The sequence below is a fragment of the Kribbella sp. NPDC050459 genome (assembly GCF_040655315.1).
Classification (GTDB): Bacteria; Actinomycetota; Actinomycetes; order Propionibacteriales; family Kribbellaceae; genus Kribbella.
This window is the reverse complement of record NZ_JBFAJQ010000005.1, coordinates 53,405-67,959: the sequence shown is the minus strand read 5'-3', so window position 1 is coordinate 67,959 and position 14,555 is coordinate 53,405. Positions and strand designations below refer to the sequence as shown.

The 14,555-nt window shown below is 70.1% G+C and carries 15 protein-coding genes; 10 read left to right on the top strand and 5 right to left on the bottom strand.

What is annotated here, in order from left to right:
* Window positions 1–426, bottom strand: a complete 426-nt coding sequence (locus tag AB0I12_RS19105; RefSeq protein WP_359931108.1) for a hypothetical protein — start codon at window positions 424–426, stop codon at window positions 1–3.
* Here AB0I12_RS19105 and AB0I12_RS19100 point away from each other — a divergent pair.
* Window positions 392–1,021, top strand: a complete 630-nt coding sequence (locus AB0I12_RS19100; RefSeq protein ID WP_359931105.1) for a hypothetical protein — start codon at window positions 392–394, stop codon at window positions 1,019–1,021. The genes AB0I12_RS19105 and AB0I12_RS19100 overlap by 35 nt on opposite strands.
* On the opposite strand, the gene AB0I12_RS19095 is transcribed toward AB0I12_RS19100, so the two are convergent.
* Window positions 1,018–1,563 carry a hypothetical protein gene (locus AB0I12_RS19095; protein WP_359931102.1) on the bottom strand — a complete coding sequence of 182 codons (546 nt, stop codon included), beginning with the start codon at window positions 1,561–1,563 and terminating at the stop codon, window positions 1,018–1,020. The genes AB0I12_RS19100 and AB0I12_RS19095 overlap by 4 nt on opposite strands.
* A 355-nt stretch (window positions 1,564–1,918) precedes the next feature.
* Here AB0I12_RS19095 and AB0I12_RS19090 point away from each other — a divergent pair, with 355 nt between their 5' ends.
* The 3 genes from AB0I12_RS19090 to AB0I12_RS19080 all read left to right on the top strand — a co-directional run bounded on the left by AB0I12_RS19090 (window position 1,919) and on the right by AB0I12_RS19080 (window position 4,330).
* Window positions 1,919–2,326 (top strand): hypothetical protein, encoded by a 408-nt coding sequence (locus AB0I12_RS19090; protein ID WP_359931099.1) that lies wholly within the window; start codon window positions 1,919–1,921, stop codon window positions 2,324–2,326.
* A gap of 31 nt (window positions 2,327–2,357) precedes the next feature.
* Window positions 2,358–3,443 carry a winged helix DNA-binding domain-containing protein gene (locus AB0I12_RS19085; protein WP_359931096.1) on the top strand — a complete coding sequence of 362 codons (1,086 nt, stop codon included), beginning with the start codon at window positions 2,358–2,360 and terminating at the stop codon, window positions 3,441–3,443.
* A 62-nt stretch (window positions 3,444–3,505) separates the two neighbouring features.
* On the top strand, window positions 3,506–4,330 hold the full coding sequence (locus tag AB0I12_RS19080) for an aldo/keto reductase (RefSeq protein WP_359931093.1): 825 nt from the start codon (window positions 3,506–3,508) through the stop codon (window positions 4,328–4,330).
* Here the strand turns inward: AB0I12_RS19080 and AB0I12_RS19075 are convergent.
* Window positions 4,327–5,220, bottom strand: a complete 894-nt coding sequence (locus tag AB0I12_RS19075) for a LysR substrate-binding domain-containing protein (RefSeq protein ID WP_359931090.1) — start codon at window positions 5,218–5,220, stop codon at window positions 4,327–4,329. The genes AB0I12_RS19080 and AB0I12_RS19075 overlap by 4 nt on opposite strands.
* A gap of 301 nt (window positions 5,221–5,521) precedes the next feature.
* Between AB0I12_RS19075 and AB0I12_RS19070 the strand changes: the two genes are divergently transcribed.
* Window positions 5,522–6,421: a LysR family transcriptional regulator gene (locus AB0I12_RS19070; RefSeq protein ID WP_359931087.1), complete on the top strand. Its 900-nt coding sequence runs from the start codon at window positions 5,522–5,524 to the stop codon at window positions 6,419–6,421.
* 23 nt (window positions 6,422–6,444) lie between these two features.
* Here AB0I12_RS19070 and AB0I12_RS19065 read toward each other — a convergent pair whose 3' ends face one another.
* Entirely contained in the window at window positions 6,445–8,733 is a 2,289-nt protein-coding gene (locus AB0I12_RS19065; RefSeq protein ID WP_359931084.1) for a N,N-dimethylformamidase beta subunit family domain-containing protein, read from the bottom strand.
* Window positions 8,734–8,952: 219 nt separating this feature from the next.
* Window positions 8,953–9,729 carry an SDR family oxidoreductase gene (locus tag AB0I12_RS19060; RefSeq protein ID WP_359931081.1) on the bottom strand — a complete coding sequence of 259 codons (777 nt, stop codon included), beginning with the start codon at window positions 9,727–9,729 and terminating at the stop codon, window positions 8,953–8,955.
* A gap of 53 nt (window positions 9,730–9,782) precedes the next feature.
* Between AB0I12_RS19060 and AB0I12_RS19055 the strand changes: the two genes are divergently transcribed.
* The 5 genes from AB0I12_RS19055 (at window position 9,783) to AB0I12_RS19035 (ending at window position 14,538) form a co-directional block, all read left to right on the top strand.
* The gene (locus tag AB0I12_RS19055) at window positions 9,783–10,421 is read left to right on the top strand and encodes a pyrimidine 5'-nucleotidase (RefSeq protein WP_359931078.1); all 639 of its coding nucleotides are present in this window, start codon (window positions 9,783–9,785) and stop codon (window positions 10,419–10,421) included.
* A gap of 94 nt (window positions 10,422–10,515) precedes the next feature.
* A complete protein-coding gene (locus AB0I12_RS19050; RefSeq protein ID WP_359931075.1) occupies window positions 10,516–11,214 on the top strand; it encodes an FCD domain-containing protein in 699 nt (232 codons plus the stop codon).
* Window positions 11,211–11,651 carry a GNAT family N-acetyltransferase gene (locus AB0I12_RS19045; protein ID WP_359931072.1) on the top strand — a complete coding sequence of 147 codons (441 nt, stop codon included), beginning with the start codon at window positions 11,211–11,213 and terminating at the stop codon, window positions 11,649–11,651. The genes AB0I12_RS19050 and AB0I12_RS19045 overlap by 4 nt, the downstream gene beginning before the upstream one ends.
* 71 nt (window positions 11,652–11,722) lie before the next feature.
* Window positions 11,723–13,675: a glycosyl hydrolase family 28-related protein gene (locus tag AB0I12_RS19040; RefSeq protein ID WP_359931069.1), complete on the top strand. Its 1,953-nt coding sequence runs from the start codon at window positions 11,723–11,725 to the stop codon at window positions 13,673–13,675.
* 68 nt (window positions 13,676–13,743) lie between these two features.
* A complete protein-coding gene (locus tag AB0I12_RS19035) occupies window positions 13,744–14,538 on the top strand; it encodes a LuxR C-terminal-related transcriptional regulator (RefSeq protein WP_359931066.1) in 795 nt (264 codons plus the stop codon).
* Window positions 14,539–14,555: the final 17 nt, after the last annotated feature.

Here is a 14,555-nt window from a genome sequence, read left to right as displayed (position 1 = left end):
TCAGTCCAACGGGGGCGCCGGCGGCCGCAAGGCCTGCTCGAGGTCGGCGGCCACCGCGTCCAGGCCCTGCGACACGAGGACCGGGCCGGGCGATGTCAGCAGGCCGTCGATGCGTCCGCGCGCCGTTCGTACGGCGTCGCGCAGCGAACGGGCGCGGTTCTGCGCGGCATCGTCCGGGGCCGACGGCTCGAGCGCGGTCAGCTTGTCCTCCACCGCGGTGATCCGGCTCGCTGCGATGTTCCAGCCGCCGGCGACTTCGGCCGGCGAGCCCAGCCGGCGGAGTTCGGGGATGAGACTGCGGGCGAACCACGCCACCTCGCCCTCGGCGGATGCGAGGTCGTCGCGCCAGAACTTGGCACGGCGGCGCGACCGCACCAGCAGCAGAACACCGATGACGAGCGCGAGCACGACGACGGCTGCGAGCACCCACCACAGCCATGAAGGCGGGCCGCTCGACTCGGACGACGACGGCTGCACGGACGGCGAGGCCGTCGGCGCCGACGTGGCCGCTGTCCGGGTCGGCGAGGTGGGCGGCGCCGTCTCCGTCGGCGAGGTGCGCGGCGCCGTCTCCGTCGGCGAGGTGCGCGGCGCCGTCTGCGTCGGCGAGGTGCGCGGCGCCGTCTGCGTCGGCGTCGGGGCCACCACGATCACCGACGACTTGGTGGGGCTCGGCTCCGCCTGCGCCGGCGCAGACGTCCGGGTGGGAGCAGGCGGGGACGGCGACTCGGTGTCTTCCGGCGTACGGGTTCGCTCCGGGACCTCCGGCGACGCCGGCGTCCGACTGGGTTCCGCGGACGCCGGCGTGCGGGTCGGTTCCGGGACCGTCGCTGTGGGGGACGGCAACCCGCTCGCGGTGCGCGTCACCGTCGGAGAGGGCAGGTTGACGTCTCCGTTCCCTCCACAGGAACCGAGGAGCAGGGCCGTCAGCGCCAGCCCGGCGATCCGCACCATCAACGGCAACCATCCGGCGCTGCCGGATCCCGCTCGCCTGGCCACTGCGCCCCCGCCCGCGTTCGGCTAACCGGCCGCAGGGGCAGCGCCCGCGGCCCGGGCGTCGCGTTCGATGGCGTCGGCGTCGGCCTTGATCTCCTTCGCCTCTTTCTTCTTCGCGTGCTTCATCGACGCTTCGATCTTGGCGCCCATGTCGGACACGCCGACGACCACCAGCCCGGCCTGGCCGGCGTCGAGGCTCTCGCCGAGCTCCTTCAGGTCGCTCCGGCTCATCCCCGCGGAGGCATGTCCCGCGACCGCGCCCAGGACGGCTCCGCCCGCGGTCGTGGCCGCGAGCAACCCGCCGCCGATCGCCGCGAACGGGAACAGCGCGACGACCAGGCCGGTGGCCAGCCCCACGCCGCCACCCAGGACCCCGCCGGCCCGGGTCGGTGTCTCGTGCTTCTTGCTGATCTTGACCTTCCCGTCCTCGCGACGCTCGATGAGGGCCGCGTCGTACGCGTCGATCAGATTGGCTTTGGTGTGCAGCTCCTTGACGAGCTGGTAATCCGCCTCCGCGTCGGCGACGTCGTCGTACACGCCGACGTAGGCCATGAAGGTGTCAAAGGCCATGACTCCTGCTCCCTCGTTCGCTCGGGTCTTCCAGGAGCAAGATCGCACCTGCAGTGACCGCTCGGGATCATCCGCGAAGGGCGAGATCCACGGGAACCGAACGATTCAGGGGCCGGGGCGCGAAGGACGGCCGTCGCCGCTAGGGTTGTCCGGTTCGCACTGGGTGAGGAGCTTTATGCGCCAGATGCTGGCCGTTGTCGGGGTGCTGTGTTTGACGTGTGTGGCCGGATGCGGGGCCGATGCCGGGACGGGGGTGACGGCGCCGTCGCCGGCGTTGTCGAGTGCGCCTTCTGTGACTCCGTCGGCGCCGGGTGGGGCCTACGCGCCGCCGACCCCGGCGCGGAGTGTTCCTATCGTGCGGTCGTCGCCGTCGGCGATGACGGTGGCCGCTGCCGGTGCGAAGTACCTGCAGGTCACCCGGGCGTACAACGTGGCGCTCGAGCGGTTCGAGAAGGCCGCGAACGAGAACATGTCCCTCGCGACGTTGCAGAACCGGGCCAAGGCGGTGGCCGCGGCGAACCTCGCCGAGTACACCGCGCTGCGGTCGACTGTCTGGCCGGCCCGGGTCTCGACGCAGATGCGCGCCTTGGCGAAGGCGGACGCGGCCGCGCGCCCGCACTGGCTCGAGGTCGCGGCCAGCGAGAGCAAGTCGGAGATGGCGGACCACCTGAAGCTCGCCACGGCCGCGGGCGGCAAGGCCCCGTCCGCGCAGATCCGCCGGCTTCTCGGCCTCCCGAAGTACGACGAGAAGGACTACAGCTGAACTTGTCGGCGCCGTACGCGAAGATGCGTGCATGGCGGTGATGAGCGGGCGGGCGGTCAACCGGGCGACATTGGCGCGGCAGCTTCTGCTGGACAGGGAAGCGGTGCCGGCCGTCGACGTGGTGGGCCGGCTGGTGGGGATGCAGGGTCAGGAGGCCAAGCATCCGTACGTCGGGTTGTGGTCGCGGATCGACGGGTTCGAGGAGTCCGAGCTGGATCGCGCCGTCCAGGAGCGGGACGTCGTGCGGGGCACGCTGTTCCGCGGGACGCTGCATCTGGTGACCGCGGCGGACTACCTGCGGTTCCGGGTGACGGTCGCGCCGGTGCTCGAGGCCGGCTTGAAGGTGCTCGGCGATCGTGGCGCCGGGCTGGAGCCGGAGAAGGTCGTTGCCGCGGCGGAGAAGTTGCTCGCGAAGGAGCCTCTGACGTTCACCGAGGTGCGGGACGCGTTGCAGCAGCAGTTCCCGGACGTGAACGAGCGCGCGCTCGGGTTCTGCACGCGGATGCTGGTGCCCTTGGTGGTGTACCCAACGGATGTCCGCTGGTCCTGGGCGGCGAACTCCAAGTTCACGCCGGCCGAGGAGTGGATCGGGAAGAAGCTGCACCGCCGCGCCCAGACGAAGGAGCTCGTCACGCGGTACCTGCAGGCCTTCGGACCGGCCACCCCCGCGGACTTCCAGACCTGGTCGGGGCTGCAGAAGGCGAAGCCGTTGTTCGACGAGCTCGAGCTCGAGACCTTCACGGACGAAGCGGGCAAGACGCTGTACGACGTACCCGACGCGCCCCGCCCCGATCCGGAGACGCCGGCGCCGGTGCGGTTCCTGCCGGAGTTCGACAACGTGCTGCTGTCGCACGCGAAACGCGAGCGGATCATCGCCGACGAGCACAAGCCGGCCGTGTTCACGAAGAACCTCCGGGTCAAGGCGACGTACACCGTGGACGGCCTGGTCGCCGGGCTGTGGACGACCGAGAAGAAGCGTGGTGTGGCCACTCTCACGCTCGCGCCGTTCGGCCGGATGCTGAAGAAGACGCAGGCCGAACTGGAGCGGGAGGGCGCCGGGCTGCTCCGCTTCCTGGAGCCCGATGCCAAGTCCTACGAGGTGGTTACTACCGGTTAATGAGGTTGTTGTCACATGTCGGATGACTGGGCCAGAAACCCTTTGCCGGGTGGAATGGGTGGATGAGCACAGTCCCCTCCATCACTCTGGACAACGGCGTCGAGATCCCGCAGCTGGGCCTGGGGGTCTGGCAGGTCGAGGACTCGATCGTCACCGAGGTCGTGACGACGGCGTTCGAGACCGGCTACCGGCACATCGACACCGCCGCGATCTACGGGAACGAGGAAGGCGTCGGCCGCGCGATCGCCGCGTCGGACATCCCGCGTGACGAGCTGTTCATCACCACCAAGCTGTGGAACTCCGACCAGGGCTACGACAGCACGCTGAAGGCGTTCGACCAGAGCCTGGCCAAGCTCGGCCTCGAGTACGTCGACCTGTACCTGATCCACTGGCAGTCGCTGCAGCGGGACCTGTACGTCGACACCTGGAAGGCGTTCGAGCAGCTGTACGCCGACAAGCGGGTCCGCGCGATCGGCGTGTCGAACTTCCACGAGCCCGCGCTGCGGCGGATCTTCGAGGAGACCACGATCCGGCCGGCGGTGAACCAGATCGAGCTGCACCCGGCGCTGCCGCAGGACGAGCTGCGCGCGTTCAACGCCGAGAACGACATCGTCACGCAGGCGTGGAGCCCGCTGGCCTCCGGCGAGCTGCTGGCGAACCCGGTGCTCGCGACGATCGGCGCGAAGTACGGCAAGTCGGCCGCCCAGGTGATGATCCGCTGGCACCTGCAGCTCGGCAACGTGGTGATCCCGAAGACCGTCACGGCGAGCCGGATCAAGGAGAACTTCGAGGTCTTCGACTTCCGGCTGGACAACGACGACATGGCCGCGATCGCGGACCTGGAGACCGGCGTCCGGACCGGCGGCGACCCGGACGTGTTCGGCTAAACGAGTTCGAGGAAGCGGGCGAGGGCCGGGGAGCGGTTGTCCGGGGACCAGGCTACGGAGAGTTGCCAGCGTGGCAGGTCGTCGGACAACTCGCGGTACACGACCGCGTCGGGGTTGGACGGCGGCGTCGGACCGATCAGCAGCGAGACGCCGAGCCCGGCCGCGACCAGCGACACGATCGTCTGGACGTCGGCCGCCTCCTGCTCGATCCGCGGCGTGAAGCCGACGGCGCGGCAGTACCCGACGATCGTGTCGTGCACTGCCGGCCCGCTCGGCCGCGCGTAGAAGACGAACGGCTCCTCGGCGAGGTCGGCCAGTCGTAACCGCTTCCGCCGCGCCAGCCGGTGCTGTGCCGGCAACGCGACCACCAACGCGTCCTCGGCAACCACCCGCGACGTCAGCTTCGGCGCGAGCTGGACGACGGCGCTCGCACCGGCGGGCGTGCTGGGCCGTAGCAGCCCCACGTCGATCCGCCCGTCGCGCAACGCCTCGGTCTGCCGCAGGGTCGTCCACGACTCCAGGTCGAGCACCACCTCCGGGTACGCCTGCCGGAAGGCGCCCAGCAGCCGCGGCAGCACCTCGAACGTCGCGGACTGCACGAACCGCAGCCGCAATGTCCCGAGCTCACCGCGCTGCGTCCGCTGCGCCGTCCGGACGGCCTCGTCGGACCGCCGCAGCAGGTCCCGCGCATCGGCCAGGAACGTCTCCCCCGCGGACGTCAGCACGAACCGGCGCTTCACCCGGGCGAACAGCTCCACGCCCAGATCGTGCTCGAGCGCCGCGATCTGCCGGCTCAACGACGGCTGGGTGAGGTGCAGCCGGACGGCCGCCCGCCCGACGTTCAGCTCCTCGGCCACCACCACGAACGATCTGAGCTGCCGCAGTTCCATGGCCTCAATCATGCACCAGACACATCAAGTCCGCGCAGAACTTTCATTGGACGTATCAATGCTCCGGTTCCTACTGTCGAGGTGTCGAAAGGAACCACCGTGCAGTACGTGCCATTCACCGTCATCAAGTCGATCCACGAACAGACCCACTCCGCGATGCCTCACGCCCCGTTGCGTCCCTTCGTCCCGAAACGCCACCCGATCCGCGACGCCGTCCGCCGTTGGCGCGAGCGGCGCGTGCCGGCACCGCCGGCTGTCGCACTGAAGCTCGTCCCGACCGACCTGTGCGAAGCTGAGGTTCGTGATCGAGGTACGACGGCTGCGGGTGTTGCGCGCGCTTGCTGACCACGGGACTGTGACCGCGGCCGCCGAGGTGCTGCACCTGACGCCCTCGGCGGTCTCACAGCAACTCGCCGCGCTGGAGTCCGAGGTCGGCCAGGAGTTGCTCGAACGCCGCGGCCGCCGGGTCGCGATCACCTCGGCGGGCCGCCTGCTGCTGGCCCACACCGACACCATCCTCGCCGAGGTCGAGCGGGCCGAGGACGCGATGCGGCTGCACGCGAACGGCGCCAACGGCGAGGTCCGCGTGGTCGCGTTCGCGACCGCGATCACGCTGCTGGTGGCACCGGCGCTGACCCGGCTCCGCGAGACCAGCCCCGGCCTCGACCTGGTCGTCCGCGACGCCGAGGGCCACCAGGGCATCACCCACCTGCTCGACGGCGACGCCGACCTCGCGATCGCGGTCGAGCACCGCGGCTCACCGCGTCCCGACGACCGCCGCCTGGCCCGGATCCCCTTGTACGCCGAGCCGTTCGTCGCGGTCCTGCCGCCGGCGCATCCGGCCGCGGACCGGGAGCCGCTCGAGCTGAGCATGCTCGCCCACGACGACTGGGTGATGACCGCGCCCGGCAACCCGATCCGCGACGTCGTCCTGCTCGCCTGTGAGCAGGCGGGTTTCCAGCCGCGGATCGTCCACCAGTCCGACGACTTCCGCGCCGTCGCCGCCCTGGTCGCGGCCGGCGGCGGTGTTTCCCTCGTCCCGCGCCTCGCCGTACCGGAGTCGACGCTCGCACTCACCCGCCCCCTCACCGAGCCCGCCCCGACCCGCCGCGTCTACGCCGCGGTCCGCGCCAGCCGCGCCGACCACCCCCTGATCACCGCCACCCTCGCCGTCCTCACCGAGGTCGCCGAGAAGCTGTGAAGGCGGAGGCCGGTCAGTCATCGTCATTGTCGATGGCAATCTTTTCCTTGGGAACACCGACCCGTAGCGCGGCGGCTCGAGGATCCGGAACCTGGATCGTCCCCCGGCCGACCCACTCGGTGATGTTCGCCAATCGTCGCCACGGCCTGCTGCGATGCCGTCGACGGGACCGGGACGTTCCAGTTCGTCGGGCACCTGCGGACCAGGAAGCAGCCGTAGGCGAACGACGAGCCGTTGAACACCCGGGCCCCGGACGGCGCGGTGTAGGTGGTCATGTGCACCGGCGCCGCGCGTCCGTTCGTCCGGCAGATTCCGGTGCCGCTGGCAACAATGCTCAGGCCGGGGTGCCGGTACAGCCCGGGCCAGACGTAGTCGATCTCGCCGGCAAGGAACCCGGGTACGGCGGTGCCGGCCGCGATCCCGCTGAACAGCCAGCTGCTGCCGGTGGTCAAACTGTTGCCCAGGTCGGCGCAGATGTACTCCGCCCCGAGCAGCGGCTGGGACGCGTACCCGTCGCCCAGGTAGCGCCAGATTGTCGAGTCGAAGCCGGCCGTGTAGCGATCGATGTCCCAAGCCCGGCGAGTTCCGTCAGTGAACGTGATGCGCCGGAACGCCGCGTTGGCGCCGAGGTTGGCCACGTTGACGCCCCGCGTGATCGCTTGGCTCAGGGCGGCTCGCATCGGCAGCGAGTAGTACTCGTCGTGGCCGGGCAGGTAGATGGTTCCGGCCCGCGCGGGCAGCTGACCACCGAACTGATCCAGGTCGTTGTCGGTCCAGTAGGTGACGTCCAGCCCTTTGGACTCGGCCCAGAACACCAGACCCTGCTCCAACGGCAGGTACTGGCCCGAGCCTTGCCCCTCCGCGTACGGCCTGTCGAACGTCAGCCGGCCGGAGCCGACGTCCAGACCACTGTAGAAGCTCACACCACCCCAGCTGTTGTACGCCTCCCAGGTGGTGTTCGCCTGTTGGATGAGCAGGTCGTGCTTGGTCCCGGTGTCGTCCCGGACCGTCAGCGGTGCGTACGCCGCGGATGTGCCGTCGCTGATCTTGACCAGATAGGGGCCGGGCACCCAGTCCTTGGTCACCGGGATGCTCAACGTCTTCGACCAACTGGCCGCCGACGTCATCCGCAACGGGTGACCGTTGGCGGTACCACCGGTCGTTGGCGCGGGCTGCACCACGGTCGGAATACCCTCCTGGCGCCAGATCTCGCGCGCGCCGAGTCCTTGGTAGTACCCCATTCGGTAGGCGACGACGCTGACCGGCTTGCCCGAGGTGACCTTGAGGTCGACGGTGTCACCGCAGGTCGCGGACACCTTGGTCAGGTAGGCCGACAACGCGCCGTTCATCGTGCTCGGGATGACCCACTGACCGGTCCCGGGCTTGGCGTTCTCGGCGACCGTCGTCGGCCAGCCGGAGGGACAGCCCGCGGGGATCGGGGCGAACGCGGCAACCGGAACGGCCGGCATCGGAGCCGGCGGGGCGATCAGGGTCAGCGTTCCGGCTCCGGACATCAGGACGACGCCGGTCGAGGTCGAGGCCGACATCCCGAGTTGCAGGAGGCCGCCGTACCTGGACAGCAAGACTCCGTAGATCGGGATCGAGAGTCGCGCGCCGGCACCGACGCTCAACGGCACCTGCGGCGTCCAGGTCGCGAACGAGCCGGAGGTCGACAGCGTCCCGTTGGCGCTCGTCACCCGCCCCGTGGCGCCGGCGGGAAGTTGCATCCGGACTGCGGAGAGCACGCCCGCACGTGTGACGGTGCCGGCGTAGGAGAGGTCTGTTCGCTGACCCGGAATCGGGTTGCTCGCCGTGATGCGCACGTTCGCGTCCGGCGGGCGGGTCAGGGTTCCGATGCTGGAGGAGAGGACCACTCCGGTCGTACTCGTCGCCTTCAGGCCCAGGGTCCACGGCCCGCCGCTGGGCAGCCGTACCCCGTAGAACGGGATCGCGAAGCGGCTGCCCACCACAACAGCGATCTTCTTGCTGGGTGTCCACCGCAGGACGCCGGACGCAACCGTGCTGACGGTGCCGTTGACGGACGTGATCCGGCCGGTCGAGCCGCGCGGGATCGACACGGTGATGTCGCGCAGCGTGCCAGCTCGCGTCGCCACGGCACGGTAGGTCAAGGTCGTCGTACCGTTCGTGGCCACCGTCGCGGAGACCGTGAGACCGGACCCGCCGATGGCCGCGGGTCCGACGGCGAGCGTCAGAGCCGTCGGCGCGACGAGGACGGCGACGGTCGCTGCGGCACGACGCCGCAGTGCTGATCGGCCGCGGCGCCAACGGCGTACGGCATCGGTGAAAGGCATCGTGGCTCCCCCTGTCGCCAGTGGAGGACCACGCCCCACCGGTCCCCCACGGCGCACCCGCACCGTCTCCCCGGCGGTCCCTGAAGTGCGCGACTAGCAGAACCATCACAGGTAGTCACCATGTGTACCCAGGGACCAACGGCCCGGGCACGGCCGCCCTTGTACCTGTTCAAACCAGAATTCCGGCCGACCTGCGCGGCTCTGCGGAGCGGCGACTGCTCAGGAGCGGCGGCGGCCGTCCAGGCCGACGGTAGAGACGCGGGCGATCAGGGCCCGCGGTGTGAAGCGGGCGGCGAGCACCACGAGCTTGTAGCGGCGGCTCGGGATCGAGATCGCCTTGCCGCGCATCAGGTCCTTCCAGGCCTCGTCGACCAGGTCGGCCGCGTCGAGCCACAGGAAGGACGGGATGAGCGACTTGTCCATCCCCATCCGCTCGTGGAACTCGGTGTGCACGAAGCCGGGGCACAACGCCATCACCGCGACGCCCTGGGCGTGCAGGCCGGTCGCCAGGCCGGCCGAGAAGCTCGTCACCCAGGCCTTGTGCGCGCTGTAGATGTTGCGCTGCAGAAACCCGGCCACCGAGGACACGTTGACCACCGCGCCCGAGCCGCGCTCGATCATCGGCTGGACGGCGGCGTGGGTCAGCCGCAGGACGACGCGGACGAGCAGGTCGAACTGCTTCTCCTCGACCTCGATCGGGTTCTCCCAGAACGGCTTCTTCTGCCCGAAGCCGGCGTTGTTCACCAGCACCTCGATCGGCCCGGTGCGGAAGCGTTCCTCGACCCGCGCCAGGTCGGCCGCGTCGGTCAGGTCGGCGGCCAGCACCTCGCACTCGACACCGTGCAGCCGCGTGACCTCGGCAGCGACCTCCTTGAGGTGCGCCTCGTCCCGCGACACCAGCACCAGGTCGTAGCCCTCCCGCGCCAGCTTGTCCGCGAACGCCCGGCCGATCCCGGTCGCCGGTCCGGTGACGAGCGCAGTCGGCCTCTGGGGCATGGGTGGTGTCCTCCCGTCGATGACGTCCCCAGTGTGTCACCTACGCTTGCCTGATGCTGGCGGACATCGACACCTGGGTGCTGGATCTCGACAACACCTTGTACCAGCCGCAGGTCGGTCTGGCCGACCAGATGAACGTCCGGATCCGTGCCTACTTCGCCAACCTGTTCGGCACCGACGAAACCGAGGCGCTCCGGCTGCAGAAGCAGCTCGTCGCCGACCACGGCACGACCCTGCGCGGCCTGATGACCACGCGCTCGATCGATCCGCACGACTACCTCGCGTGGGAGCACACGATCGACTATTCGGTCCTCGGTCCCGATCCGGTGCTGGCGGAGGTGCTCGGCGGGCTGCGCGGCCCGCGGTACGTGTACACGAACGGGTCGGCGTACCACGCGGACCAGGTGCTCGGACGGCTCGGGCTGACCGGCTGTGTCGACGGCGTCTTCGACATCCTCGCGGCCGAGCTGATCCCGAAGCCGTACGCCGCGAGCCTGGATGCGTTCCTGGCAGCCTTCGGGATCGACCCGGCCCGCGCCGCGATGTTCGACGACCTCGAGGTGAACCTGACCGCACCGTACGAGCGCGGGATGACGACCGTCTGGGTGACCGGCGGGACGCCGTCCGGGCAGTTGGCGGCGCGGCGCTGGCGAACCAGTGATCTGCCGGAGTTCCTGCGCGCAAACATCTGATGAATTGCCGCCATGACGCGGGAACGTAGGCGGAGAGCAGGCAGAATGTGTCGGAAATGGTCTGATGACTTACGCTTCGTGAGGAGGTGAGGGGATGGCTGCTACGGACAAGGCGCTGGCCGGGTTGCGGCAGATGATCGCGTCCGGGGAGCTCGGGCCGGGGGCGAAGTTCCCGCCGGAGCCCGAGTTGTGCGACCACCTGGGGGTGTCCCGGAGCTCGCTGCGGGAGGCCGTGCGGTCGCTCGGCGCGCTCGGCGTGATCGAGTCCCGGCACGGGTCGGGCACCTATGTCTCGGCGCTGGACCCGGCCGCGATCATCAGCAGGTTCTCGCTGTCGGTCGAGCTGATCCCGCTCGAAGGCGTCCTCGAACTCCTCGAGGTACGCCGCGTGCTCGAGTCGCATGCCACCGCCGCCGCGGCGGCCCGGCAGGACCCGGAGCTGGCCCAGCGGCTGGGCGCGATCCTCGACCGGCTCGAGTCGACCACCGACGCGACCGAGATCCAGCACCTCGACGCCGAGTTCCACGGCGCGATCTGCACCGCCGGCGGAAACTCGACCGTCACCGCGCTCACCGGCGTGATCCGCGGTCGCGGCGGGCATTACCGGATCTTCGAGCCGGGCGTGGACTTCGACGCGATCAAGCGGACCAGCGACCGCGGCCACCGGGAAATCCTGGACGCGATCACCACTCGCGATCCCGCGGCCGCCGCGACCGCCGCCTCCGCCCACATCGCCCAGACCGAACTCTGGCTGCGCGCCCTGCGCCCCGACCCCCAACCGGAACTGCCATGAACTGGACCTTGAGGCCCGCGACGCACGAGGACCTCGAAGAGCTCGCCGAGCTCCGCGCGGTCGTCATGCGCCCGGACCTGGAACGCCTCGGCCGGTACGACGAACACCGCGTCCGGCAGCGCCTGCGCGACGCCTACGCGCCCGAGCACACCCAGATCATCGAGGTCGACGGCGAATTCGCGGGCTCCGTCAGCGTCCGCCCGGCGACCGCCGACGTCCGGTGGCTCGAGCACTTCTACCTGAGCCCACGCCACCAGGGCCGGGGCCTCGGCACCGCCGTCCTGGGAACCGTGCTCACCACCGCCGACGCGGAACGCGCGACCGTCAAGCTGAACGTTCTGCAAGGCAGCCCGGCCCGCAAGCTGTACGAGCGGCACGGCTTCGTCGTCGAGAACGAGGATCCGGTCGACGTCTTCATGGTCCGGAAATTTCTCTGACCTGTCGAGATCTTGCGCGCCGAGCGTCGGCTGCATAACCTCCAGACACTTCGTCCGGAGGGGATCCGCCAATGTCCCGTTCACAGCTGCTCGCGGTCGCGCTGACCACCGCGCTCCTCGGTGCCACACTCACCATCCAGCCGGCCGCCGCTGCCCCGGCCCCACGCATCACCCGGGCCGGGCTCGACCCGGCGCTCGTGACCGGCCGCGGCGCCGACGTACCGTTCGTCGAGCAGGAGGCGGAGAACGCCGCCTTCACCGGCGAGAAGATCGGCCCGGGGCGGGATGCGTACACGCTTCCGGCCGAGGCCTCCGGGCGAACCGCCGTGCGGCTGCAGCCCAAGCAGTACGTCGAGTTCACGCTGACACAGCCCGCGAACGCCTTCACGCTGCGGTACAGCATCCCGGACGCACCGGCCGGCGGCGGGATCACGGCACCGCTGGACGTGACCGTCAACGGGAAGCGCAAGCAGACCATGACGCTGACCTCGCAGTACGCCTGGCTGTACGGGATGTATCCGTTCTCGAACGACCCGAACGTCGACCCGATCCCCGGCTGGTGGAAGCCCGAACCGGACCCGGTCGCGAAGCCGTTCCGCCCGAACCACTTCTACGACGAGCAGCGCGTGCTGCTGGACCGGACGTACCGGGCCGGTGACCGCGTCCGCTTCGCCGTACCGCGGACCACGCCCGCCGCCTGGACCGTCCTCGACGTCGCGGACTTCGAGCTGGTCGACGCGCCGTTGAAGCAGCCCGGGAAGTCCCTCGACGTCCGGCTGTTCGGTGCCGACCCGACCGGCCGCCGGGACGCCGCGCCCGCGATCGAACGCACCATCGCGGCCGCCCAGCGCATCGGCTGGTCGGTGTTCATCCCCGCCGGCACGTTCCAGGTGAACCGGCATATCGTCGTCGACCGGGTGACGATCCGCGGCGCCGGGAACTGGTGGACGATCATCAAGGGCCGCGTCCTGCCGCTCGCGGAGCCCGCCCCGGACAAGTCCGTGCACAGCGCGCCCGGCTTCTACGGCAAGTACGCCGCGGACGGCGGGAGCACCGCCGTACACCTGTCGGACTTCGCGATCGAGAGCGACGTCCGAGAGCGCATCGACACCGACCAGGTGAACGGGATCGGCGGCGCGATCGGCGGCGGCTCCACGATCGAGAACCTGTACCTGCACCACACCAAGGTCGGCATCTGGCTCGACGGGCCGCTGGACGGCCTGCTGATCCGCAACAACGTCGTCACCGACGCGATCGCCGACGGCATGAACCTGCACCTCGGGGTGTCGAACGTCCGCGCCACCGACAACTTCGTCCGCAACAGCGGCGACGACGGGCTCGCGATGTGGTCGGAGGCCAACCCCGCCGGGCTGGCGAACCACAACAACGTCTACGACCACAACACCGTGCAGACGCCGGTGCTGGCGAACAACATCGCGATCTACGGCGGCCGCGACAACGCCGTCACCGACAACCTGGTCGCCGATCCGATCCGCGAGGGCAGCACGTTGCACGCCGGCTCGCGGTTCGGCGCGACGCCGTTCGAGGGCACGCTGACCTTCGCCCGCAACACCACCGTCCGCGGCGGCCCGCGCGATCTCAACTGGGACATCGGCCTCGGCGCGATCTGGTTGTACGCGTTGCAGTCCACGATGTCCGCGTCGATCGAGATCACCGACAGCTCGTTCCTGGACTCGACGTACAACGCGATGATGTTCGTCGTCGACTGGCCGGTGAAGGACGACTACGCGATCACCGGGGTGACCGTGCGCGACATCAAGGTCGACGGCACCGGGACCAACGTGGTGAACGCCCGGGTCGGCGGCTGGGCGACGTTCGAGAACGTCGACGCCCGCAACGTCGGGGCGCCGTTCGTGAACAACTGCGGCACGTTCCACTTCGACGGCCCGCCGGAGTTCGACGTCCGGCTGCTCGGCGGCAACGACGGCGGCTGGACCGGCGCGACCTGGTGCGAGGACCGGCCTGCCGTCGTACCCCCGCCTCCGCCGTCCCCCTGGAACTGAATGCGTAGCGGAGGCGTGCGCTAACCCGCCGTACATGAGACGATCGCGCCCGGGGAGCGGGGGTGGGGATGAGTCATGCGGCGAGTCGTCAGGTGGTGCTGGACGCATCACTGCGGTTGCAGGTCGTACGAGCCCGGAGCTGCGACGAGTGGTTCGCGGGTCACGGCACGGCGGAGGTCGAGGTCTTCGGGGACGACTCCGACGCGTTGCGGGACTGGTTGCAGGACCAGTGCCGGCGGTCCGAGGAGCTGGTCGCGGTCACGTCGACGCGGTGCCAGACGCTGCAGGGGTTCCGGCAGAGCCACGCGTTCAACCAGAAGCTGATCGACGGCGGCCAGCGGATGACCAGCTACTTCGACATCAGCGGCGGCGCGGATCAGGTCACCGACTTCATCATCGGAGCCGAGGACATGCCGTACCACCTCGCCGACGGTGCGCTGCAGGTGAAGCTGCTGGACCGCGAGCGGGTCGTCGTCGAAGGGCCGGTGGTGGACAGCCGGAGGAGCCTGATGGTGCTGCGCTGTCTGGAGGCGGTGAACGCGACCGGCCAGTACCTGCGCGCCGTCCGCGAGACCGCCGTGCGCGCGTCCGAGTTCCGTGAGCGGATCGGCGAGCTGACCGCGCGCCAGCGGGTGATCGCCAAGGAACTCGAGTGCGGCCGCACCGACGAGGAGATCGCCGAGCAACTCGGGGTGAGCGTCCGGACCGTGCGCTACGAGGTGGCCCGGCTGCTGGAGGTCCTGGACGTCACCACCCGGTTCGCGGCCGGGGTCCGGTACGCCCGGATGCAGGCCGTCGAGGACCGCGCGGTTGCAGGAACCTGCAACCGCTTCGCCGCGCTCGACGCGTCCCGGCGACGCTGAGCCCGCACCGGGCCCCC

Coding starts and splice junctions, on each gene's coding strand:
- AB0I12_RS19100 (WP_359931105.1), top strand. CDS start 392: ATGACGAGCGCGAGCACGACGACGGCTGCGAGCACCCACCACAGCCAT.
- AB0I12_RS19095 (WP_359931102.1), bottom strand. CDS start 1,563: ATGGCCTTTGACACCTTCATGGCCTACGTCGGCGTGTACGACGACGTC.
- AB0I12_RS19085 (WP_359931096.1), top strand. CDS start 2,358: ATGGCGGTGATGAGCGGGCGGGCGGTCAACCGGGCGACATTGGCGCGG.
- AB0I12_RS19080 (WP_359931093.1), top strand. CDS start 3,506: ATGAGCACAGTCCCCTCCATCACTCTGGACAACGGCGTCGAGATCCCG.
- AB0I12_RS19075 (WP_359931090.1), bottom strand. CDS start 5,220: ATGGAACTGCGGCAGCTCAGATCGTTCGTGGTGGTGGCCGAGGAGCTG.
- AB0I12_RS19065 (WP_359931084.1), bottom strand. CDS start 8,733: ATGCCTTTCACCGATGCCGTACGCCGTTGGCGCCGCGGCCGATCAGCA.
- AB0I12_RS19060 (WP_359931081.1), bottom strand. CDS start 9,729: ATGCCCCAGAGGCCGACTGCGCTCGTCACCGGACCGGCGACCGGGATC.
- AB0I12_RS19055 (WP_359931078.1), top strand. CDS start 9,783: ATGCTGGCGGACATCGACACCTGGGTGCTGGATCTCGACAACACCTTG.
- AB0I12_RS19050 (WP_359931075.1), top strand. CDS start 10,516: ATGGCTGCTACGGACAAGGCGCTGGCCGGGTTGCGGCAGATGATCGCG.
- AB0I12_RS19045 (WP_359931072.1), top strand. CDS start 11,211: ATGAACTGGACCTTGAGGCCCGCGACGCACGAGGACCTCGAAGAGCTC.
- AB0I12_RS19040 (WP_359931069.1), top strand. CDS start 11,723: ATGTCCCGTTCACAGCTGCTCGCGGTCGCGCTGACCACCGCGCTCCTC.
- AB0I12_RS19035 (WP_359931066.1), top strand. CDS start 13,744: ATGAGTCATGCGGCGAGTCGTCAGGTGGTGCTGGACGCATCACTGCGG.